This window comes from Pseudomonas sp. YA1 (assembly GCF_058680555.1).
In genome coordinates, this window is the sequence record NZ_JBZWBG010000005.1 from 42,427 (window position 1) to 64,309 (window position 21,883).

Annotated in this window: 21 protein-coding genes; 15 read left to right on the plus strand and 6 right to left on the minus strand. The window is 65.2% G+C overall.

Going from position 1 to position 21,883, the window contains the following annotated elements:
• Positions 1-11 precede the first annotated feature (11 nt).
• The 4 genes from AC4OR5_RS08215 (at position 12) to rsd (ending at position 3,810) form a co-directional block, all read left to right on the plus strand.
• Positions 12-1,142, plus strand: a complete 1,131-nt coding sequence (locus AC4OR5_RS08215; protein WP_003096392.1) for a uroporphyrinogen-III C-methyltransferase — start codon at positions 12-14, stop codon at positions 1,140-1,142.
• Entirely contained in the window at positions 1,139-2,377 is a 1,239-nt protein-coding gene (locus tag AC4OR5_RS08220; protein ID WP_058161017.1) for a heme biosynthesis protein HemY, read from the plus strand. Before AC4OR5_RS08215 ends, AC4OR5_RS08220 begins: the two co-directional genes overlap by 4 nt.
• A 179-nt stretch (positions 2,378-2,556) precedes the next feature.
• A complete protein-coding gene (locus AC4OR5_RS08225) occupies positions 2,557-3,048 on the plus strand; it encodes a disulfide bond formation protein B (protein WP_003099230.1) in 492 nt (163 codons plus the stop codon).
• A gap of 279 nt (positions 3,049-3,327) precedes the next feature.
• Entirely contained in the window at positions 3,328-3,810 is a 483-nt protein-coding gene (gene rsd, locus AC4OR5_RS08230; protein WP_003120370.1) for a sigma D regulator, read from the plus strand.
• A 61-nt stretch (positions 3,811-3,871) separates the two neighbouring features.
• On the opposite strand, the gene AC4OR5_RS08235 is transcribed toward rsd, so the two are convergent.
• On the minus strand, positions 3,872-4,501 hold the full coding sequence (locus AC4OR5_RS08235) for an FKBP-type peptidyl-prolyl cis-trans isomerase (RefSeq protein ID WP_058161018.1): 630 nt from the start codon (positions 4,499-4,501) through the stop codon (positions 3,872-3,874).
• Positions 4,502-4,626: 125 nt separating this feature from the next.
• On the opposite strand from AC4OR5_RS08235, the gene algP reads away from it, so the two are divergent.
• Positions 4,627-5,649 (plus strand): alginate regulator AlgP, encoded by a 1,023-nt coding sequence (algP, locus tag AC4OR5_RS08240; RefSeq protein ID WP_058161019.1) that lies wholly within the window; start codon positions 4,627-4,629, stop codon positions 5,647-5,649.
• On the opposite strand, the gene AC4OR5_RS08245 is transcribed toward algP, so the two are convergent.
• Complete coding sequence (locus AC4OR5_RS08245) at positions 5,646-6,125, minus strand: TIGR02444 family protein (RefSeq protein ID WP_023094253.1); 480 nt, start codon at positions 6,123-6,125, stop codon at positions 5,646-5,648. The genes algP and AC4OR5_RS08245 overlap by 4 nt on opposite strands.
• Positions 6,126-6,170: 45 nt before the next feature.
• Here AC4OR5_RS08245 and AC4OR5_RS08250 point away from each other — a divergent pair, with 45 nt between their 5' ends.
• The 6 genes from AC4OR5_RS08250 (at position 6,171) to AC4OR5_RS08275 (ending at position 12,844) form a co-directional block, all read left to right on the plus strand.
• Positions 6,171-8,087, plus strand: coding sequence for an ATP-binding cassette domain-containing protein (locus tag AC4OR5_RS08250; protein WP_031693195.1), 1,917 nt, complete (start codon positions 6,171-6,173; stop codon positions 8,085-8,087).
• Positions 8,087-8,665: a mechanosensitive ion channel family protein gene (locus tag AC4OR5_RS08255; protein ID WP_003123700.1), complete on the plus strand. Its 579-nt coding sequence runs from the start codon at positions 8,087-8,089 to the stop codon at positions 8,663-8,665. Before AC4OR5_RS08250 ends, AC4OR5_RS08255 begins: the two co-directional genes overlap by 1 nt.
• Before the next feature lie 6 nt (positions 8,666-8,671).
• Positions 8,672-9,430 carry a TerC family protein gene (locus AC4OR5_RS08260; RefSeq protein WP_003123699.1) on the plus strand — a complete coding sequence of 253 codons (759 nt, stop codon included), beginning with the start codon at positions 8,672-8,674 and terminating at the stop codon, positions 9,428-9,430.
• 229 nt (positions 9,431-9,659) lie between these two features.
• The gene (locus tag AC4OR5_RS08265) at positions 9,660-10,289 is read left to right on the plus strand and encodes a LysE family transporter (RefSeq protein WP_003096365.1); all 630 of its coding nucleotides are present in this window, start codon (positions 9,660-9,662) and stop codon (positions 10,287-10,289) included.
• Positions 10,290-10,393: 104 nt separating this feature from the next.
• Positions 10,394-12,295 carry a cytochrome c/FTR1 family iron permease gene (locus tag AC4OR5_RS08270; RefSeq protein ID WP_058155651.1) on the plus strand — a complete coding sequence of 634 codons (1,902 nt, stop codon included), beginning with the start codon at positions 10,394-10,396 and terminating at the stop codon, positions 12,293-12,295.
• 66 nt (positions 12,296-12,361) lie between these two features.
• Positions 12,362-12,844 (plus strand): YaiI/YqxD family protein, encoded by a 483-nt coding sequence (locus tag AC4OR5_RS08275; protein WP_023097069.1) that lies wholly within the window; start codon positions 12,362-12,364, stop codon positions 12,842-12,844.
• Here AC4OR5_RS08275 and AC4OR5_RS08280 read toward each other — a convergent pair.
• From AC4OR5_RS08280 to AC4OR5_RS08290, 3 genes are all read right to left on the minus strand, one after another.
• Positions 12,829-13,302 (minus strand): thioesterase family protein, encoded by a 474-nt coding sequence (locus AC4OR5_RS08280; protein WP_003096359.1) that lies wholly within the window; start codon positions 13,300-13,302, stop codon positions 12,829-12,831. The genes AC4OR5_RS08275 and AC4OR5_RS08280 overlap by 16 nt on opposite strands.
• Before the next feature lie 95 nt (positions 13,303-13,397).
• Positions 13,398-14,066: an isoprenoid biosynthesis glyoxalase ElbB gene (gene elbB / locus AC4OR5_RS08285; protein WP_003099212.1), complete on the minus strand. Its 669-nt coding sequence runs from the start codon at positions 14,064-14,066 to the stop codon at positions 13,398-13,400.
• A gap of 164 nt (positions 14,067-14,230) precedes the next feature.
• On the minus strand, positions 14,231-14,821 hold the full coding sequence (locus AC4OR5_RS08290) for a DedA family protein (RefSeq protein ID WP_003096354.1): 591 nt from the start codon (positions 14,819-14,821) through the stop codon (positions 14,231-14,233).
• Positions 14,822-15,064: 243 nt separating this feature from the next.
• Here AC4OR5_RS08290 and hemB point away from each other — a divergent pair, with 243 nt between their 5' ends.
• A complete protein-coding gene (hemB, locus tag AC4OR5_RS08295; RefSeq protein ID WP_003096352.1) occupies positions 15,065-16,078 on the plus strand; it encodes a porphobilinogen synthase in 1,014 nt (337 codons plus the stop codon).
• Between the two features lie 17 nt (positions 16,079-16,095).
• Positions 16,096-18,306, plus strand: coding sequence for a polyphosphate kinase 1 (ppk1, locus tag AC4OR5_RS08300; RefSeq protein ID WP_003096343.1), 2,211 nt, complete (start codon positions 16,096-16,098; stop codon positions 18,304-18,306).
• Here the strand turns inward: ppk1 and ppx are convergent.
• Positions 18,293-19,798, minus strand: coding sequence for an exopolyphosphatase (ppx, locus tag AC4OR5_RS08305; protein WP_003099207.1), 1,506 nt, complete (start codon positions 19,796-19,798; stop codon positions 18,293-18,295). The two genes, ppk1 and ppx, sit on opposite strands and share 14 nt — an antisense overlap.
• Before the next feature lie 198 nt (positions 19,799-19,996).
• Here ppx and trxA point away from each other — a divergent pair, with 198 nt between their 5' ends.
• Both trxA and rho read left to right on the plus strand, forming a co-directional pair.
• Entirely contained in the window at positions 19,997-20,323 is a 327-nt protein-coding gene (gene trxA, locus AC4OR5_RS08310; protein WP_003096336.1) for a thioredoxin TrxA, read from the plus strand.
• Positions 20,324-20,567: 244 nt separating this feature from the next.
• The gene (rho, locus tag AC4OR5_RS08315; protein ID WP_003096334.1) at positions 20,568-21,827 is read left to right on the plus strand and encodes a transcription termination factor Rho; all 1,260 of its coding nucleotides are present in this window, start codon (positions 20,568-20,570) and stop codon (positions 21,825-21,827) included.
• Positions 21,828-21,883 lie beyond the last annotated feature (56 nt).

The following is a 21,883-nucleotide window of genomic DNA, read 5'->3' on the forward strand; positions in this document are numbered from 1 at the left end:
AGGATGGACCTGTGAGCGAAGCAGTCACTCCCCAAGACGACGCAAGAACTTCCACTTCCACCCCTTCTCCCGTTGCACCCGATGCATCCAGGCGTTCCGGTACCGCCACCGGCCTGGCGTTGCTCGCCCTGCTGGTTGGCGTGGCGGGACTCGGCGCGGGTGGCTGGAGCTTCTGGCAGGTCCAGCAGTTGCAGGGCACCGAGCGCGACCAGCTGGCGCAGCTGGAAGATGCCCGTGGCAAGACTGAATCCCTGGCCCAGCGCAACCAGCAACTGGCTGCCCGCCTGGACGCTTTGCCCACCGCGGACGAACTGGAGGCCCGGCGACGCCTTGTGGTGGAGTTGCAGGGCGACCAGCAGCATCTTAGCGAGCAACTGAAGAAGGTCCTCGGCCAGAGCCGCCAGCAATGGCGACTGGCCGAGGCCGAACACCTGCTGCGCCTGGCCAGCCTGCGCCTGTCCGCCTTGCAGGACGTGGGCAGCGCCACCGAACTGGTGCAGGGCGCCGATGACATCCTGCGCGCGCAGAACGATCCCGGCGCCTATGCCGCCCGCGCCAAGCTGGCGGCCAGCCTCGAGGCCCTGCGCGCGTTGCCGGAGCCGGACCGTACCGGGCTGTTCGTGCAACTGGCGGCGTTGCGCGAGCAGGTCAACCAGTTGCAACCGCTCACGCCGACCTTCAAGGAAGGCGAAAGCGGTGCCAGCAATGTCGCCTGGGGCGACGGCAACAGCACCTGGGAGCTGTGGTGGGAGAAGATCTCGCGCTACATCCGCATCGATTTCAATGCCGGCCAGGACATTCGTCCGCTGCTGGCCGGCGAGCAATTGGCGCAGGTGCGCCTGACCATCGGCCTGGCCCTGGAGCAAGCCCAGTGGGCGGCGCTGAATGGCAAGCAGGAAGTCTACGAGCAGGCGCTGAAGCAGGCCCAGGACGTGCTGGACGGCTATTTCAACGTAGAGCTGGCCGACAGCCGCGCGTTGAAGTTGCGTATCGATGAGTTGGCGAAGCAGCCGGTCACCGTGCAGGTCCCTGACCTCGCACCGGCCCTGAGCGCCTTGCAGGCCTACGTGTCGCGCCGCGAGGCGGCCGGCAACCTGGTGCCCGAGGCGCAGGCGGCTCCGGCCACGGAGGGCCGTCCATGAGACGCATCTACCTCCTGGTCCTGGCGGTGGTGCTGGTCGCCACGCTGGTTGGGCTGGCGATCTCCGAGCAGGCCGGCTATGTGCTGATCGCCTACAAGAGCTTCCGTTACGAATCCAGCCTGTGGTCGTTCCTCGCCCTGCTGGCGGTGGTCTGGCTGCTGGTGGTGCTGGTGCGCCTGGTCCTGCGCCTGCTTGGCAGCTCGGGGCGGGTGGTCAACCCCTGGTCGCGCTACAACCGCCGGCGTCGCGTGCAGATGGCCGAGCACAGCGGCCTGCGCGATCTCGGCGAAGGCAACTGGCCGCAGGCACTGCGTCACTTGCGGCGGGCGGCGGAGATGGGCGAGCGGCCGCTGATGCATTACCTCGGCGCGGCGCGGGCCGCCAACGAACTCGAACGCTACGACGAGGCCGACGACCTGCTGAACCGGGCTCGCGAGCGCGAGCCGGACGCCCAATTGCTGGTCGGCCTGACCCGTGCGCAACTGCTGATCAATCGCGGCGACTACCCGCAGGCACGCAATTCCCTTGAAGAGCTGCACGGGCTCCAGCCGCAGCACCGCACGGTATTGCGGCTGATGCAGCAGCTGTACGTCACCCAGCACGACTGGCAGGCCCTTTGCGTCCTGCTGCCGGAGCTGCGCAAGGAGCGTGTGCTGAAGGATTCCGAACTGCGCGACCTTGAACGCCGTGCCTGGGTGGCTTCCTTGCAGGAAGCCGGCGAGCGTGGACTGAACGAGGGCGAGACGGCGTTGCAGCCGCTGACCCAGCGCTGGCAGAACGTGCCTTCGGCGCTGCGTGCAGACCCGGCGATCGTCGCGGGCTATGCCGCCCAACTGCTTCGCCTGGGCGCCGAGGAAGAGGCTGAAGAAGTCCTCCGCCATGCGCTCAAGCAAGGCTTCGACGCGACCCTGGTGCAACTCTACGGGCAGGTGCGCGGGCGCGATCCGGGCAAGCAATTGCAGGCCGCGGAAGGTTGGCTCAAGGAGCATCCGAACGATCCCGGCCTGCTGCTGACCCTGGGGCGCCTGTGCCTGGTCAACAAGCTCTGGGGCAAGGCCCGGGAATACCTGGAGGCCAGCCTGAGCTTCCAGCGCAGTGCCGAGACCTGCGCCGAGCTGGGACGCCTGCTGGCGCAGCTCGGCGAGGTCGAGCGCAGCAACCAGTTGTTCCAGGAGGGCCTGGTCCTGCTCGATCGGCGTACTCCGGGGCTGCCCGTGGTGGTGGCGGGCATTTGAGCATGGGGAACGCCACCCGGCGTTCCCCGTTCGGCTCCATCGGCAGGACTGTGGCGGCTTGTCGCGGGCGCCCGGCATGATTCGGGATGTCTTGCCGCAGAGCTGCCTTGCGGCTTGAAACGGCCGGAGGCTTTCCACTACCGTAGGCGGCCTTTCCCCTGTGTACCTGTGGATTCGCCATGCCCCTGGCCAGCCCCCGTCAGCTTTTCCTTCTCGCGTTCCTGGCCTGCGTCGCCATCATGGGCGGGGCGCTGTACCTGGAACATGTGGTTGGCCTGGAGGCCTGCCCGCTGTGCGTCGTGCAGCGGATCTTCTTCATCCTGATCGGCCTGACCTGCCTCGCTGGCGCGATCCAGGGGCCCGGCCTGCGTGGGCGGCGTATCTACTCCGTGCTGGTGTTCCTGCTCGCTCTCGGCGGCGGGGCCACGGCCGCCCGCCAGGTATGGTTGCAGACCGTTCCGCTGGACCAACTGCCGGCCTGCCTGCCCAGCCTCGACTACATGATGCAGGCGCTTCCCTTCCAGGAAGTGATCCGCCTGGTCCTGCATGGCACCGCGGATTGTGCCCAGGTGAGCTGGACGCTGTTCACCCTGAGCATTCCGGAATGGAGCCTGCTGGCGTTCGTTGCCTATCTCGGTTTCTCCATCGTGCAGTTCCTCCGACGTGCCTGACGCGGGCTGTCCCGTGGCCTTTCGTCAGCTCTCGAGCGTCGGCCGTATCGATTTGGCGAAAACCAGAGCGGATGCGGGATACCGATCAAACATCCGTATGAATTTTTCTGTACGGGCGTCTTGATGGGGTCATCCCGGGGGCATAATCTGGCTTTCCGTAGCGCCGGAGTCCGCCCCTTGCACAGGCGTTCTCCCACAGAGCGCAGAGAGTGCGTCAGCAATGCGTCTCGGAGCGGACGATGATTCTCCGGGACGTCCGAAGAGGGAAGCGAGGACAACATGCTCGAAAGCTGCCGTAATGCCCAAGAGCGGTGGGGGGGCGTGCACCAACTGATCGATCGCTGGCTGCATGAGCGCCAGCAACTGGTGCAGGCCTTCGATGCCCTGAGCGGTATTCAGGCACCGGCGCCCAACGCCGAAGAACTCCAGCATTTCTGCCAATTGCTGCTGGACTACGTATCTGCCGGACACTTCGAGGTCTACGAGCAACTGACGGCGGAAGGCAAGGCCTTCGGCGATCAGCGCGGCCTGGAGCTGGCCAAGCAGATCTTCCCCCGGCTGGAAGCCATCACCGAATCCGCGCTGAACTTCAACGATCGCTGCGACAACGGCGATTGCCGTGAAGGAGCCTGCCTCATCGCGGAGCTGAAGGTCCTGCGGCAACAGTTGCACGAACGCTTCGAGCTGGAGGACTGCCTCATCGAAGTCCTGCACAACGCCCACAGCCAGAGCGGCGCAGAGGGTTCGGCAGTACCGGTCTGATTCACCGGCGAGTCGTTACGAAACGGCGCGTCTCCATGCGGGAGAGCGCCGTTTTTGCATTTCAGCGGACGCCCAGCAGGTCGATCTCGAAGACCAGCGGAGCGTCGGGCGGGATCAGGTCGCCAGCGCCTTCGTGGCCATAGGCTTGCGCCGAAGGAATCACCACTCGCCAGCGCGCGCCGACAGGCATCGCTCGCAATGCTGTGCGCCATCCCTCTATCACACTGTCCAGGGCGAACCACTCGGCGCTTTCGCTCTGGTCGAACACTTGACCGTCGGCGAGCAGGCCGCGGTAGCGGACGTGTACCTGGGTTGCCGCGCCGATGCCGTTACCTTGGCCACGACGTAATTCGCTGACGAGGATGCCGCCGGTCAATTCGCGGACGCCGAAGCGGGCTTTTTCGTTGGCCAGGAAGCGGGCCTCGGCGGGTGTGATCCGCGGTGTTTCCGTCGTGGCGTTCTCGTGTTGCAGCAGAAGTTGTTCGATGCGTTCGGGGGGGATTTCAAGTGCCTCGCCGCGATAGGCCTGGCGCAGTCCGAGAAGTAGTTCGGATAGCTCTAGGTCGGGCATTTCCTGCTGTAGGCGCGTGCCCAGGCGGGCGCCTACGGCATAGGCCAGTTCGTCCTTGGGGGGCGCGGCGAAAAGCGGCAGCGGCAGTAGAAAAAGACCGATGAAAAGGCGGCGCGGCATGCGGTTTCTCCAGACGAATCGGCGGGCAATCCTGGCGCACGTCGCTTGTAGCACATCGAACCCGTTGGCGAGAGGGGGTGTGCGGGTCTAGTATGGGCGCAACCACGTCCGCCTGGAGGCACGTCATGTCGGCCAACAAGAAGCCCGTCACCACCCCCTTGCACCTGTTGCAGCAACTTTCCCACAGCCTTGTCGAGCACCTGGAAGGTGCGTGCAAACAAGCGCTGGTCGATTCGGAAAAGCTCCTGGCCAAACTTGAAAAGCAACGTGGCAAAGCCCAGGAAAAACTGCACAAGGCTCGCACCAAGCTGCAGGATGCTGCCAAGGCCGGCAAGACCAAGGCACAGGCCAAGGCGCGCGAGACCATCAGCGACCTGGAAGAAGCGTTGGATACCCTGAAGGCCCGGCAGGCGGACACCCGTACCTACATCGTCGGCCTCAAGCGCGACGTACAGGAAAGCCTCAAGCTGGCGCAGGGTGTCGGCAAGGTGAAGGAAGCTGCTGGCAAGGCTCTGGAGAGCCGCAAGGCGAAACCCGCGACCAAACCTGCTGCGAAGGCGGCAGCCAAGCCTGCGGTGAAAACCGTAGCGGCGAAGCCTGCGGCCAAGCCTGCGGCGAAACCGGCGGCCAAGCCTGCGGCGAAAACCGCGGCAGCGAAGCCCGCAGCCAAGCCGGTGGCGAAGCCTGTTGCGAAACCGGCGGCCAAGCCCGCGGCGAAAACCGCAGCCGCGAAGCCCGCAGCCAAGCCGGCGGCGAAGCCTGTGGCGAAACCGGCGGCCAAGCCTGCGGCGAAAACCGCAGCCGCGAAGCCCGCAGCCAAGCCGGCGGCGAAGCCTGTGGCGAAACCGGCGGCCAAGCCCGCGGCGAAAACCGCAGCCGCGAAGCCCGCAGCCAAGCCGGCGGCGAAGCCTGTGGCGAAACCCGCGGCCGCGAAGCCTGCAGCCAAGCCGGCTGCGAAGCCTGCGGCAAAACCGGCGGCCAAGCCTGCGGCGAAACCCGTAGCCGCGAAACCTGCCGCAGCCAAGCCCGCCACCGCTCCTGCTGCGAAGCCTGCGGCGACTCCCAGCGCCCCGGCAGCCGCCTCCAGCGCTGCTTCGGCAACGCCTGCCGCGGGCAACAACGGCGCCGCCCCGACCAGCGCCTCCTAAGGCGCTGTCTGCAAAGCCGCCGAGCCAAGCACCAGCAAAGCCCGGCGCTCTGCTTCCGTGCAGATGTCCCGGCTGCAGGCCTGCAGCCAGGCATCCGCACTGCGGTTCGCCTCCTGGCCCTCCAGCCAGGCTGTGGCCAGGTCGGCCAGGCGTTGCAGGTGTTCCCGTTCCGCTCGTAGTTCCTGGGCCTTCATTTCCTCGCGGAGTTCGGCCAGGCAGGCGTCGTGGGTTGCCGCTTCGCGCCAGGCGCAACGCAATCTGCGCAGGGGTTCGATGACCGTTTCGCGCCAGGGACGCGCGGCGTTCTCCAGGATCTGGGCGCGTTCTTTCGAGCAGCTCACACCGCGCCTGCCAAGCCAGGCGGCGACCAGCAACAGGCAGACGTCCGCACCTTGCTCCTGAAGCGCGAGGCAAGCCGTTTCCACGCCCGGCTGGGCATAGACGTCCACCGCGAATTTCCAGACATTTCCAGTCATACAGCCTCACGCTCCGCAAGGGCGAAACTGATAAACTCCGCCGCCATGATCCGACTCCTCAATCTTACGCTACAGCGCGGGCCGCAGCGCCTCCTGGAAGCTGCTGAACTGACCCTGCACGCCGGCCAGAAAGCCGGTCTCATCGGGGCCAATGGCGCTGGCAAGTCCAGCTTGTTCGCGCTGTTGCGCGGCCAGCTCGGCCAGGATGCCGGCGACTGCCTGTTGCCCGCCGACTGGCGCATCGCGCACATGCGCCAGGAGGTCGATACCCTGGATCGCCTGGCGGTGGATTACGTGCTCGACGGCGACAGTCGCCTGCGCGAGATCCAGGCGGCACTGGCCGCCGCCGAAGCGGCGCACGACGGTTCTGCCCTGGCGCGCCTGCATACCGAACTGGACAACGCCGACGGTTATACCGCCGATGCACGGGCGCGCAAGCTGCTGGCCGGGCTTGGCTTCAGCAGCGAGCAGATGGAGCGCCGGGTCGGTGATTTCTCCGGCGGTTGGAGGATGCGCCTGAACCTGGCGCAGGCGCTGATGTGCCCGTCCGACCTGCTGTTGCTCGACGAACCGACCAACCACCTCGACCTGGACGCCATCCTCTGGCTGGAAGAGTGGCTCAAGGGTTATCCCGGCACTCTGGTGCTGATCTCCCACGACCGCGACTTCCTCGATGCGGTGGTGGACCACGTGGTGCATCTGGAAAACCGCAAGCTGACCCTCTATCGCGGCGGCTATTCCGCTTTCGAGCGGACCCGCGCCGAGCGGCTGGCTCAGCAACAGCAGGCCTACGAGAAACAGCAGGCGCAGCGTGCGCACATGGAAAGCTTCATCGCCCGCTTCAAGGCCAAGGCTACCAAGGCGCGCCAGGCGCAGAGCCGGATCAAGGCGCTGGAGCGTCTCGAGGAACTGGCGCCGGCACATGTCGATTCGCCGTTCAATTTCAGTTTCCGCGAGTCGGACAAGATCTCCCGGCCGTTGCTGGATCTCGGCGAAGGCCGTCTCGGCTATGGCGACAAGGCGGTGCTGGAGAAGGTCAAGCTGCAACTGGTGCCCGGTGCGCGGATCGGCCTGCTCGGTCCCAACGGCGCCGGCAAGTCGACCCTGATCAAGACCCTGGCCGGGGACCTGCCCGAATTGGGCGGCCGCCTGCTGCGCGGCGAGAACCTGGCCATCGGATACTTCGCCCAGCACCAGCTCGATTCGCTGGACCCACAGGCCAGCCCGTTGCTGCATCTGCAGCGTATCGCCCCCGGCGAGCGCGAACAGACCCTCAAGGACTTCCTCGGCGGCTTCGACTTCCGCGGCGTTCGGGTGGACGAGCCGGTATTGAACTTCTCCGGTGGCGAGAAAGCGCGCCTGGCCCTGGCGCTGATTGCCTGGCAGAAGCCCAACCTGCTGCTGCTCGACGAGCCGACCAACCACCTCGACCTGGAAATGCGCCTGGCCCTGACCTTGGCTCTACAGGAGTTTTCCGGGGCGGTCCTGGTGGTTTCCCACGACCGGCACCTGCTCAAAAGCACCACCGACGAATTCCTCCTGGTCGCCGATGGGCGCGTGGTGCCGTTCGATGGCGATCTCGACGATTACGCCCGCTGGCTGGTCGACTATCGCGCGCGCAAGGCGCCGCAGGCCGAGACCGCGCCGGGCGCGCCGACCGAACGCACCGACAAGCGCGCCCAGCGCCAGGCAGCGGCCGCGCTGCGCCAGCAGCTGGCGCCGCACAAGCGCGAGGCCGACAAGCTGGAGCGCGAACTCGGCGGCCTGCACGAAAAGCTAGCCGCTATCGAGGCGCGGCTGGGCGACAGCGCCCTGTACGACGTATCGCGAAAGGACGAATTGCGCGAGTTGCTGTCCGAACAATCGAGCCTGAAGGTTCGCGAAGGCGAGCTGGAGGAACGTTGGCTGGAGGCCCTGGAAACCCTCGAAGCCTTGCAGAAAGAACTGGAGGCCAGTGAGTGATGGATAACCTGCAGATGTTGACGCAGACCTGGAGCGGGCCGCTGGTGGTGGCGCTGCAGATCCTGCTCATCCTGCTGGTCGCCTGGCTGCTCCAGCGCCTGGTCCGACGCACGGTGACCCGTATCGGCGAGCGTTATCCGGTGCCGCCGGAGCTGCTCCTGCCGCTGCGTGGCGGCCTGCGCTGGCTGATCATGGTCAGCGCACTGATCATGGTGCTGGAGCGCCTGGGCGTGTCCGCCGAAGTGCTGTGGACCGCGCTGACCGGTTTCGCCGCGGTGGCGGCGGTAGCCTTCTTCGCCATCTGGAGCGTGCTCTCCAACCTGTTCTGTGCGTTGCTGATCTTCACCGTCGGGCCGTTCCGCATCGGCGACCGCGTGGAGCTGATCGATAGCGCCGACAAACCGGGCGTCACCGGACGCGTGGTTGCCATCAATCTCTTGTATACGACACTGGAAGAAACCCTCGAGGATGGCTCGCCGGGCCCGCTGCTGCAGGTTCCCAACAGCCTGTTCTTCCAGAAAGCCGTGCGTCGCTGGCGTGGGCCAGGTTTTTCAACTCCAACAAAAAACGGGAAATAACCATCTATGGAATGGCTCGCCAGTCCTGAAATCTGGGTCGCGTTCCTGACCCTGACCGCCCTGGAAATCGTCCTCGGCATCGACAACATCATCTTCATCTCGATCCTGGTCGGGCGCCTGCCGCCGGCCCAGCAACCGAAGGCGCGCTTCTTCGGCCTGGCCCTGGCCATGGGCACGCGGATCCTGCTGTTGCTCTCGATCACCTGGGTCATGCGCCTGACCACCGACCTGTTCCACCTGTTCGGCCAGGGCATCTCCGGGCGTGACCTGATCCTCTTCTTCGGCGGCCTGTTCCTGCTGTTCAAGAGCACCATGGAGATCTACCACAGCCTGGAAGGCGCGGAAGAAGAGCAGAAGAGCGGCGGCAAGGCCCACGGTTTCATGGGCATCATCGTCCAGATCGCGATCATCGACATCATCTTCTCCCTGGACTCGGTGATCACCGCCGTCGGTCTGGTGCAGAACGTGCCGGTGATGGTCGCGGCGATCGTCATCTCGGTCGGCGTGATGATGCTGGCGGCAGGCACCATCAGCGACTTCATCGAGAAACACCCGTCGCTGAAGATGCTCGCCCTGTCGTTCCTCATCGTGGTCGGCACCGTGCTGGTGGCCGAGTCCTTCGAAGTGCACGTGCCGAAAGGCTACGTCTACTTCGCCATGGCCTTCTCCCTGGCGGTGGAGGCGCTGAACATCCGCTTGCGCGGGGCCCTGGCGCGCAAGCGCGGCGAAGAGCCGGTGAAGCTGCGCAAGGGTTCGCCGGACTGAGAGCGTTCGGGGCCAGGGCGAATAGCCGCATCGCGGCGGTCCGCCCAACATGGCTGAGCGCGTATCCTCGGGAAAGCCCGGCATCTGCCGGGTTTTTTCTGTCCGCCAGGTTGCGCCCGCAAAGGTTGGGCGAGGCGCGTGGTCGGAAAACCTGTGCGGCTGCTCCGCCTTGGTGCACACTGGCTTTTTCGTTCCCGCCGCCAGCCGCGTTCGCTTTCCGAGGTGTGCAATGCTCGTCAGTACCTGGTTCGCCTTCTTTCTCGCCTGCTGGGCCATCAGCCTGTCGCCGGGCGCCGGAGCCATCGCCTCGATGTCCTGCGGGTTGCAGTACGGCTTTGCGCGAGGCTACTGGAACGCGCTGGGCCTGCAGATCGGCCTGGCCCTGCAGATCGCCATCGTCGCCGCCGGCGTCGGTGCGTTGCTGGCGACCTCGGCACTGGCTTTCAGCCTGATCAAGTGGTTCGGCGTGGCCTACCTGGTTTACCTGGCGGTGCGCCAGTGGCAGGCGCCGCCACAGGCCTTGAGCACCGATGGCGAACGCCCCCTAGGGCGACCGTTGACCTTGGTGCTGCGTGGTTTCCTGGTCAACGCCAGCAATCCCAAGGCGGTGATCTTCATGCTCGCGGTGCTGCCGCAGTTCATCGACCCGCACCAGCCGTTGCTGGCGCAGTACCTGATCATGGGCGGCACCATGATCGTCGTCGACCTGATCGTCATGGCCGGCTACACCGGACTGGCTGCGCGCGTGCTACGCGTACTGCGTTCGCCGCGCCAGCAGAAGCTGGTGAACCGTACCTTCGCCAGCCTGTTCGTCGGCGCCGCGGGGCTGCTGGCGACGGTACGCCGAGCGCCGCTCTGAGCCGCCCGACACGCCGACGGGCGTGATTGTTACAGAGTATTTCTTGCATGGGCGGGAAGGCGAAGGGACAATTTAATCTCTTCCATTCTCACTTCGTCTTCGCCATGCACCCTCCGAAAATCCTGCTGTGGCTGCTGCCGCTGGTCTGCGCGTTCAGCCTTGGAGCTATTGCCGACACGGCCGTCGACCCCTCCCAAGCCTTGCATCTGTTGAGTTACCTGGCGGCCGACTATCCGCCGACCGTGGCTGACGGCAAGATCGTCGACCCCAGCGAATACCAGGAACAGGTGGAGTTCGTCGGCAACCTGCAGGCATTGGTCCTGACCCTGCCGATGCGCCCCGAGCGCGCCGAGCTGGAGAGGGGCGTCGCCAGCCTGCGCCAGGCCATCGAGCAGCGCTTGCCGGGAAGGGACGTGGCCCTCCAGGCGCGCAACCTCGAGGCACGGGTGGCGGATATCTACCAGGTGGTGCAGACCCCCGCGATCACCCCCGACCCGAGCCGCGCAGCGCCGATCTATGCCCAGCAGTGCGCGATCTGCCATGGCGATGCGGGCAAGGGCGACGGCCCCGCCGGCATCGGCCTGGAACCGCCGCCGGCGAACCTCACCGATCGCCAGCGCCTCGACCACCTGAGCCTCTACGACCTGCGTAACGTCATCGGCCTGGGCGTGGCCGGCACCGACATGCCGGCGTTCGCCGACCAGCTCGACGAACGCCAGCGCTGGGACCTGGCCAGCTATGTGGCCGGCCTGAGCGCTGGCAGTGCGCAGCCGGACAAGGCCCATGCCTACCCGCTGGCGACCCTGGCCACGCAGACTCCGGCCGAAGTCGCCGAGCACGACGGCGAGGCCGCTGCGGAGAGCTTCCGCGCCTTGCGTGCGCATCCGCCGCTGGAGCAGCGCGGTCCTGGGCAGTTGATCGACTATACCGCCGCCACCCTGGACAAGAGCTTCGCGGTCTATCGCGAAGGCGACCGCGACCAGGCCTACGACCTGTCGGTGGCGGCCTACCTGGAAGGCTTCGAGCTGGTGGAAAGCTCGCTGGACAACGTCGACGCCGATTTGCGCCGCTCCACCGAGAAGCAGCTGATGGCCTACCGCCAGGCGTTGCGCGATGGCCTCCCGGAAACCCAGGTGGCGCAACAGCTGGAGCTGGCCAAGGGCAAGCTGGCGGAGGCCGCCGAGCAGCTTGGCGGCGACTCGCTGAGCTTCTCCATCAGTTTCGTTTCCGCCCTGTTGATCCTGTTGCGCGAAGGGGTAGAGGCAATCCTGGTGCTTGCCGCCATCCTCGCCTTCCTGCGCAATACCGGGCAGGAAAGTGCCGTGCGTGGCGTGCACGTCGGCTGGGGGCTGGCCTTCGTCGCCGGCTTCGCCACCTGGGCGTTGGCCGCCTATGTGATCGATATCGGCGGTGCCCAGCGCGAGCTGATGGAGGGCTTCACCTCGCTGTTCGCCTGCGTGATGGTGCTCTGGCTCGGCGTCTGGATGCACGACCGCCGCCACGCGGCAGCCTGGCAGGACTACATCCGCAGCAGCCTGGTGGGCGGTGGCGGACGCTTCGGCTTCGCAGTGCTGGCGTTCTTCTCGGTCTACCGCGAGTTGTTCGAGGTCATCCTGTTCTACGAAACCCTCTGGTTGCAGGCCGGACCGGCCGGGCACAATGCCGTGATCGGCGGCGCGGCGACCGCCGTGGTCCTGCTGATCGGCCTGGCCTGGGTGATCCTGCGTGGCTCGGCGAAACTGCCGCTGGGGTTGTTCTTCAGCATCAACGCGGCGTTGCTCTGTGCGCTCTCGGTGGTGTTTGCCGGACATGGCGTCATCGCCTTGCAGGAAGCCGGGGTGATCGGCACCCGTCCGGTGCCGTTCTTCGACTTCGACTGGCTGGGGATCAAGGCCGACGCCTATTCGCTGTCGGCCCAGGCCATGGCGCTGGTGGCCATCGCGCTGCTCTACGGGCGTAGCCGGATCGTCGAGCGCCGGCGTGCGGCGGCCAACGCCGCCGACTGAGCGGGTTCGCGCAACCACGACGGCCAGTGCGATACTGGCCGTCGTCATTTCTACGGAAGTCCGTTCATGCGTATCTGGATCGATGCCGACGCCTGCCCCAAGGCGGCCAAGGAGCTGGTCTGCAAGTTCGCCCTCAAGCGCAAGCTGGAAGTCTGGATGGTCGCCGGCCAGCCGCAGGTCAAGCCGCCGTTCGCCTGCGTGCGTCTGGTGGTGGTGGAAAGCGGGATGGATGCGGCTGACGATTACCTGGTGGAGCAGGCCGAGCCGGGCGACCTGGCGATCTGCAGCGACGTACCGCTGGCCGATCGGCTGATCAAGAAACAGGTTGCCGCCCTCGATCCTCGCGGCCGCGAGTTCGACGCGCGGAACATGGGCGATAAGCTGGCCATGCGCAACCTGATGGCCGACCTGCGTGACCAGGGGCAGATGGGCGGCGGCCAGGCGCCCTACGCTGAGCGTGACCGCCAGGCGTTCGCCAACGCCCTGGACCGCCTGCTCACCCGCCTGCAGCGGGAAGCCGATCTACGCGCGAGTCAGCCGCACAAATAGGTACCGGTACCGACGGCGACCAGCGTGCCGTCGTCGCTATGCAGTTCCGAGCGCACCACTGCGACCTTGTTGCCCGAGCGAAGCGGCACCGCATGGGCGGTGAACGTCCGGCCGCGTCCCGGGCGCAGGTAGTCGACGCGCAAGTCGATGGTGCCGAGCTTCGACAGCCGCGCCATGCGCTCGTGGCCTGGCAGTTCGCGATGCCGTTCGAGGGCGCCGATCAGGGCCATCGCACCGCCGGTGACGTCGAGCAGGCTGGAGATCACCCCGCCGTGGAGAATGCCCTGGACGAAGTTGCCGATCAGTTCGTCCTTCATCGGCAGGTCGAGGACTACCCGCTCGCGGCCCAGGCTCGCCACGCGGATGCCGAGCATGCGGTTGAAGGGGATGCGCTGGAAGAAATCCGCCACCAGTTGGTGGACGTCGTCAGGCAGGGCGGGGGAGGGCGTTTCGCTCATCGCGGCGTCTCGATTCGATGGTTTCGAGACGCACGCTGGCGTAGCGGCACGGATTTGAAAAGGGCGGCGGCGCGACCGCCCTCGTGCTTGGCCGATCAGGCCTTGTCCTGGTCCACCAGTTCGAGCACCCGGTCGACCAGCTTGTTGATCCCGGAAGCGGCTTCGGCGATCGACTGGGCGAGCATGTAGGCCGGGGTGGTCACCAGCTTGCGCGCGCTGTCTTCGACGATCTCGTCCACCGGCGCGTCGATGTGCTCGGCACCCATCTGCTTCAGCGCGTCGGCGGTGTCGGCGTCGTTGCCGATGGTGCATTGGACGCCGGCGCCGTAGATCTTCGCCGCCATCGCCGGAGCGATGCAGATCAGCCCGACTGGCTTGCCGGCTTCGGCGAAAGCCTTGGCCAGCGCCAGCACGTCCGGCTGCACCTGGCATTGCGCGCCGTTGATGGCAAAGTCGCTGAGGTTCTTCGCAGCGCCGAAGCCTCCGGGCACGATCAGCGCGTCGTAGTCCTCGGCGCGGGCTTCGCGCAGGTCCTTGACTTCGCCGCGGGCGATACGCGCGGACTCGACCAGGACATTGCGGCTTTCCGGCATTTCCTCGCCGGTCAGATGGTTGACCACATGGTGCTGGGCGATGTTCGGCGCGAAGCATTGTGCCTCGGCGCCGCGCTGGCTGAGGCGGAGCAGGGTGATCACGCTTTCGTGGATTTCCGCGCCATCGTAGACGCCACAACCGGAGAGGATGACGGCAACTTTCTTGTGCATGAGGCTTACTCCTTGGGAACGCAGGATCCGGACCGGACGGGCCTGGCCGGGGTCGGTATCGCGCAAGCATAGCGAGCCGCCGGCCCCGGCGGCCAGCCGGAGCGGAGGGTACAAGGAGTTGGAGTGTGCGAAGGGGCCGGCTGTTCAGTCGCGCCGGCGCGGGTTCACTCGGATTTGTCGGCGTTGCCGCCCGCGCCGTTGCCGCGCGGTGTCTTGAAACGCCGCCATAGCCAGAGCAGCAGGCCCAGCACGATCAGGCCGCCGAGGACCATGAGTTCGTATTTCTTGATGTTGCCGAGCATGCCTTCCAGTACGCTGCCGAAATAGTAGGCGGCGGAGCCCAGCGCGGCGGCCCAGACGATGGCGCCGATGCCGTTGAGAAGAAGATAGCGGGCCGGTGGATAGCCGGACAGGCCGATGGCCACCGGCATCACCGTACGCAGGCCGTAGACGAAGCGGAAACTCAGCACCCACAGGTCAGGATGGCGGCGCACATGGTCCAGCGCCTTGTCGCCGAGCTTCTGCCAGCGCGGCTTGCGCGCCAGCAACCGGCGGCCGTGGCGGCGTCCGAGGAAGTACCAGAGTTGGTCACCGGCGTAGCTGCCGAGGAAGGCGGTGAGAATCACGGTATCCAGCTGCATGTAGCCGCGGAAGGCAAGGAACCCGGCCAGCACGAGAATGGTTTCGCCCTCGAAGAAAGTACCGAGAAAAAGGGCGAAATAGCCGAAGTCCTGCAGGAATTGTTGGAGCATCATCGGGGCAGCGAAGCGAAATGAACGCGCAGCCTAACTCGGTTGAGGGCGTGGGGAAAGCGCGATCGTCACGGCCCAGGTCATTGATTGTGCAATGAATGGCCTTTGCCGCTGGCTTTTTGCGATGATTGGCGGTGCGGCAGGATGCCGCGACCTTGAGTCACTGTCGTCGCTTGTTGCCAATCCGTCATAATCAGGGACTATAACTGTCACACTGTGCCCGTTATCTGGGCCCTGGAGTAAACCGTGAGCTTCACTCCCGCCAACCGCGCCTATCCCTACACCCGCCTGCGGCGCAATCGCCGCGATGACTTCTCCCGCCGCCTGGTCCGCGAGAATGTCCTCACCGTCGACGACCTGATCCTGCCGGTGTTCGTCCTCGATGGGGTCAACCAGCGTGAAAGCATTCCGTCGATGCCCGGCGTCGAGCGCCTGTCCATCGACCAGTTGCTGATCGAGGCGGAAGAGTGGGTGGCCCTGGGCATTCCGGCGCTGGCGCTGTTCCCGGTGACCCCGGTGGAGAAGAAGTCCCTGGACGCCGCCGAGGCATACAACCCGGAAGGCATCGCCCAGCGCGCCACCCGCGCCCTGCGCGAGCGCTTTCCGGAGCTGGGCATCATCACCGACGTGGCGCTCGACCCGTTCACCACCCATGGCCAGGACGGCATCCTGGATGACGATGGTTACGTCCTCAACGACGTCAGCATCGACGTGCTGGTACGGCAGGCGCTGTCCCACGCCGAGGCCGGCGCCCAGGTGGTAGCGCCCTCGGACATGATGGACGGTCGCATCGGTGCGATCCGCGAGGCCCTGGAGTCTGCCGGTCACACCAATGTGCGGATCATGGCCTACTCGGCCAAGTACGCCAGCGCCTACTACGGTCCGTTCCGCGATGCGGTCGGCTCGGCTTCGAACCTCGGCAAGGGCAACAAGGCCACCTACCAGATGGATCCGGCGAACAGCGACGAGGCACTTCACGAAGTGGCCGCCGACCTGGCCGAAGGCGCCGACATGGTGATGGTCAAGCCGGGCATGCCCTACCTCGACATCGTGCGTCGGGTGAAGGATGAATTCCGCGCCCCGACCTTTGTCTACCAGGTCAGCGGCGAGTATGCGATGCACATGGGCGCCATCCAGAACGGCTGGCTGGCCGAATCGGTGATCCTCGAATCCCTTACCGCCTTCAAACGTGCCGGCGCCGATGGCATTCTGACCTACTTCGCCAAGCAGGCCGCAGAACAATTAAGACGGGGGCGTTGACCCCCTCGGGAAGATGAATGAATACGCAGCAAGGACTTGATGAGATCGAACGTATCGCCGCCGACGAAACCGTAGTGGCGAACGTGGAAAGCGAAGCAGAAGTGAAGATGGCCGAAACGATCCCGGTGGAAACGCCACCTGCGGTGGTTCCCAGCGTGGATGACAGCAGCCTGTACATTCATCGCGAGCTCTCCCAGTTGCAGTTCAACATCCGCGTGCTGGAACAGGCGCTGGACGAGTCCTACCCGCTCCTGGAGCGGCTGAAGTTCCTCCTCATCTTCTCGAGCAACCTCGACGAATTCTTCGAGATCCGCATCGCCGGCCTGAAGAAGCAGATCACCTTCGCCCGCGAGCAGGCCGGCGCCGACGGCCTGCTGCCGCACCAGGCCCTGGCGCGGATCAGCGAGCTGGTCCACGAGCAGGTGTCGCGGCAGTACCGGATCCTCAACGAGACCCTGTTGCCGGAGCTGGCCAAGCACCAGATCCGCTTCATCCGCCGGCGTCACTGGACGCTGAAGATCAAGACCTGGGTGCGGCGCTTCTTCCGCGACGAGATCGCGCCGATCATCACCCCGATCGGCCTCGACCCGACCCACCCGTTCCCGCTGCTGGTGAACAAGAGCCTCAACTTCATCGTCGAGCTGGAGGGGATGGATGCCTTCGGTCGCGACTCCGGCCTGGCGATCATCCCGGCGCCGCGCCTGCTGCCACGGATCATCAAGCTGCCGGAAGACGTTGGCGGCGAGGGCGACAACTACGTGTTCCTGTCGTCGATGATCCACGCCCACGCCGACGACCTGTTCCCCGGCATGAAGGTGAAGGGCTGCTACCAGTTCCGCCTGACCCGCAACGCCGACCTGTCGGTGGACACCGAGGATGTCGAGGACCTGGCCCGTGCGCTGCGCGGCGAGCTGTTCTCGCGTCGCTACGGGGACGCGGTACGCCTGGAGGTGGTGGATACCTGCCCGCAGAACCTGACCAACTACCTGCTCAAGCAGTTCGGCCTGTCCGAAAGCGAGTTGTACAAGGTCAGCGGCCCGGTCAACCTGACCCGCCTGTTCAGCGTCACCGGCCTGGAAAGCCATCCGGAGCTGCAGTACCCGCCCTTCACCCCGGCGATCCCGCGTCTTTTGCAGAAGAAGGAAAACCTCTTCAACGTCCTCAGCAAGCTCGATGTGTTGCTGATGCACCCGTTCGAGTCCTTCACCCCGGTGATCGACCTGCTGCGCCAGGCCGCCAAGGATCCGAACGTGCTGGCGATCAAGCAGACCCTGTACCGCAGCGGCGCCAACTCGGAGATCGTCGACGCCCTGGTTGAGGCGGCACGCAACGGCAAGGAGGTCACCGCGGTGATCGAGCTGCGCGCCCGCTTCGACGAAGAGTCCAACCTGCAACTGGCCAGCCGCCTGCAACAGGCCGGCGCGGTAGTGATCTACGGCGTGGTCGGCTTCAAGACCCACGCCAAGATGATGCTGATCCTTCGTCGCGAGGACGGCGAATTGCGCCGCTACGCGCACCTGGGCACCGGCAACTACCATGCCGGCAACGCTCGCCTGTACACCGACTACAGCCTGCTGACCGCCGACGTGGCGCTCTGCGAGGACCTGCACAAGCTGTTCAACCAGCTGATCGGGATGGGCAAGACGCTGCGCATGAAGAAGCTGTTGCATGCGCCGTTCACCCTGAAGAAGAACCTGCTGGAAATGATCAACCGCGAGGCGGCCCAGGCGGCGCTCGGCCAGCCGGCGCACATCATGGCCAAGGTCAACTCGCTGACCGATCCGAAGGTCATCCGCGCCCTGTACAAGGCCAGCCAGGCCGGGGTCAGGATCGACCTGGTGGTGCGTGGCATGTGCTGCCTGCGGCCAGGCATCCCGGGGGTCTCGCACAATATCCACGTGCGCTCGATCATCGGACGCTTCCTCGAGCACAGCCGCATCTACTACTTCCTCAACGGCGGCGACGAGAAGCTCTATCTCTCCAGCGCCGACTGGATGGAGCGCAACCTCGACATGCGCGTCGAGACCTGCTTCCCGGTGGAAGGCAAGAAGCTGGTGCAGCGGGTCAAGAAGGAACTGGAAACGTATCTGACCGACAACACCCAGGCCTGGGTGTTGCAGGCCGACGGTAGCTACCAGCGGCTCAGTCCCACCGGTAACCAGAACCCCCGCAATACCCAGGCGACCCTGCTGGAGAAGCTGGCCGCGCCGGTGCTTACCGCACGTTGAGGCTGTAGCCGACCCGCTTGAGCCATTCGGCTTCCTGGGCGAAGTCGGCCTGGGTCAGCGGGTTGGCTTCCAGCCAGCCCTCGGGGAAGGTCACCGAAAGGCTCTTGGGCTCTGCCTTCAGGCGCACCGAGGGCATTTCCTGGGTGCCGCGAATGTGGTGGAAGAGGATCGCGAAGCGCAGCACGATGCACAGGCGCACCAACTTGTCGCCTTCCGCGGCGAACTCCGCCAGCTTATCCGCCGGAATGTTGCGGCGGTGGCCGCGTACCAGTAGCGACAGCATCTGCTGGTCCTGGCGCGAGAAGCCAGCCAGGTCGGAGTGCTCGATCAGGTAGGCGCCGTGCTTGTGGTAGTGGTAATGGGCGATGTCCAGGCCGATCTCGTGGACCCGTGCGCCCCAGCTCAGCAGGTCGCGGTGCAGTTCGTCGTTCAGCTCCCAGGCGTCGCCGACTTCGGCAAGCACCTTGAGGGCCTTGGCCTCCACCCGCGAAGCCTGCTCCGGATCGACGTGGTAGCGCTGCATCAGCGAACTGATGGTGCGTTCGCGCACGTCCTCGTGCTGGTGACGGCCGACCAGGTCGTAGAGAACGCCTTCGCGCAGGGCGCCCTCGGAGTGAACCATCTGCTCCAGTTCCAGCGCGTCGAAGATCGCTTCGAGAATGGCCAGTCCGGCCGGGAAGATGGTCCGGCGGTCCGGCTTGATCCCTTCCAGATCGAGCTTCTCCACGTCGCCGAGCTTGAGCACCTTGCGCTTCAGCCAGGCCAGTCCGTCCGGGCTGATCTCGCCGTTGCCGTGGCCGCCGGCCTTGATCGCCAGCGCCACTGCGCGGATGGTGCCGGAGGCGCCGACCGCCTGTTGCCAGCCGAGGCGCCGCAGGCTGTTCTCGATGCCCATCAGTTCCAGGCGTGCGGCGGTGTACGCCTGGGCGTAGCGGGCCGGGGTGATCTTGCCGTCGCGGAAGTAGCGTTGGGTGTAGCTGACGCAACCCATCTGCAGGCTTTCCCGCAGCTCGGACTCGAAACCCTGGCCGATGATGAACTCGGTGCTGCCGCCGCCGATGTCGCTGACCAGCCGGCGACCGCCGCTGTCGGGCATGCTGTTGGCGACGCCGAGGTAGATCAGGCGGGCTTCCTCGCGGCCGGAGATGACTTCCACGGGATGGCCGAGAACCTCTTCCGCACGACGGATGAAATCGCTGCGGTTGCGCGCCTCGCGCAAGGCGTTGGTCGCGACCACGCGTACGGAACCCTGGGGCATGCCGCTGATGAACTGGGCGAAGCGGCGTAGGCAGTCGAGGCCACGCTGGGTGGCCTCCTCGCTGAGATTGCGCTCCTCGTCGAGGCCGGCGGCCAGTTGAACCTTCTCGCCCAGCCGTTCGAGGATGCGGACTTCGCCGTGGATATTGGCCTTGGCCAGACAGAGGTGGAAACTGTTGGAACCCAGGTCCAGGGCGGCAATCAGCGGGAATGCCTCGGCAGGTTTTTGCGGCATGCTTTGCAAGTCCATTGGAAAACTGCGCCATCCTGCCACGATAGGGCGAGGGTCGCCAATGCGGCAGCCGATCAATCGGGAATCAGCCGACCAACGATAGAGACTCTCAATCGGCTGCGCCTTCCGGCGAGGGTCAAGGCGGGATATGATGGTCGGCACTTTCGCGTTTCAATTCGCGTCCGACTACGGAGAGATTTCATGAGCGAACATATCGTCAACGTTACTGATGCCAGCTTCGAGCAGGACGTGCTGAAGGCCGACGGCCCTGTGCTGGTGGACTACTGGGCCGAGTGGTGCGGTCCGTGCAAGATGATCGCGCCGGTGCTGGACGAAGTCGCCAGGGACTATCAGGGCAAGCTGAAGGTCTGCAAGCTGAACATCGACGAGAACCAGGACACCCCGCCGAAGTACGGCGTGCGTGGCATCCCTACCCTGATGCTGTTCAAGGACGGCAATGTCGAGGCGACCAAGGTCGGCGCACTGTCCAAGTCGCAGTTGGCGGCCTTCCTCGACGCCAATATCTGAGCCGGGCCCAGGCCTCGCTGGAAAGCCCCGCGATTCGCGGGGCTTTTTTTTGCGTTTCTATAGACGCCACGCGGCCACGGTGTTAAATTCGGGTTCGCGACGTTTTTTCCGTCGCCTTCTGCATGCCGTCCCGGACGCACTTCCTACTCGAACTTTCTAGCGCTCCTGTCGCCCCCTTGCGACACGGCTTTCCCAAGCTCGACGCTTTCTCCAATTCCTCTTTCTGCGTACCTATCTCTTTCCTATGAATCTGACCGAACTCAAGCAAAAGCCGATTGCCGAACTGCTGGAAATGTCCGATGCCATGGGCCTGGAAAACATGGCCCGTTCGCGCAAGCAGGACATCATCTTCGCCCTGCTGAAGAAGCACGCGAAAAGTGGTGAAGAGATCTCCGGCGATGGCGTGCTGGAGATTCTTCAGGACGGCTTCGGCTTCCTGCGCTCCGCCGACTCTTCCTACCTGGCCGGCCCCGACGACATCTATGTCTCGCCGAGCCAGATCCGGCGCTTCAACCTGCGCACGGGCGACACCATCATCGGCAAGATCCGGCCGCCGAAAGAGGGCGAACGCTACTTCGCCCTGCTCAAGGTCGACTCGATCAACTTCGATCGTCCGGAGAATGCGAAGAACAAGATTCTCTTCGAGAACCTGACGCCGCTGTTCCCCAACGAGCGGATGAAGATGGAAGCCGGCAACGGCTCCACCGAAGACCTGACCGGCCGCGTCATCGATCTCTGCGCGCCGATCGGCAAGGGCCAGCGCGGCCTGATCGTGGCGCCGCCGAAGGCGGGCAAGACCATCATGCTGCAGAACATCGCCAGCAACATCACCCGCAACAACCCCGAATGCCACCTGATCGTACTGCTGATCGACGAGCGCCCTGAGGAAGTGACCGAAATGCAGCGCACCGTGCGCGGCGAAGTGGTCGCCTCGACCTTTGACGAACCGCCGACCCGTCACGTACAGGTCGCCGAGATGGTGATCGAGAAGGCCAAGCGCCTGGTCGAGCACAAGAAGGACGTGGTCATCCTGCTCGACTCCATCACCCGTCTGGCGCGGGCCTACAACACCGTGATCCCCAGCTCCGGCAAGGTGCTCACCGGCGGTGTCGACGCCCATGCCCTGGAGAAGCCGAAGCGCTTCTTCGGCGCCGCGCGGAACATCGAAGAGGGCGGTTCTCTTACGATTCTCGCCACGGCGTTGGTGGAAACCGGCTCGAAGATGGACGAGGTGATCTACGAGGAATTCAAGGGTACCGGCAACATGGAACTCCCATTGGATCGCAAGATCGCCGAGAAGCGCGTGTTCCCGGCCATCAACATCAACCGTTCGGGTACCCGCCGCGAAGAGCTGCTGACCAGCGAGGACGAGCTCCAGCGCATGTGGATCCTGCGCAAGATCCTGCACCCGATGGACGAGATCTCCGCGATCGAATTCCTCATCGACAAGCTCAAGCAGACCAAGACCAACGATGAGTTCTTCGACTCGATGAAACGGAAGTAGTCTTCCAGGGAATTGAAGAAGGCGCTCCGGTTTGACCGGAGCGCCTTTTTTCATGC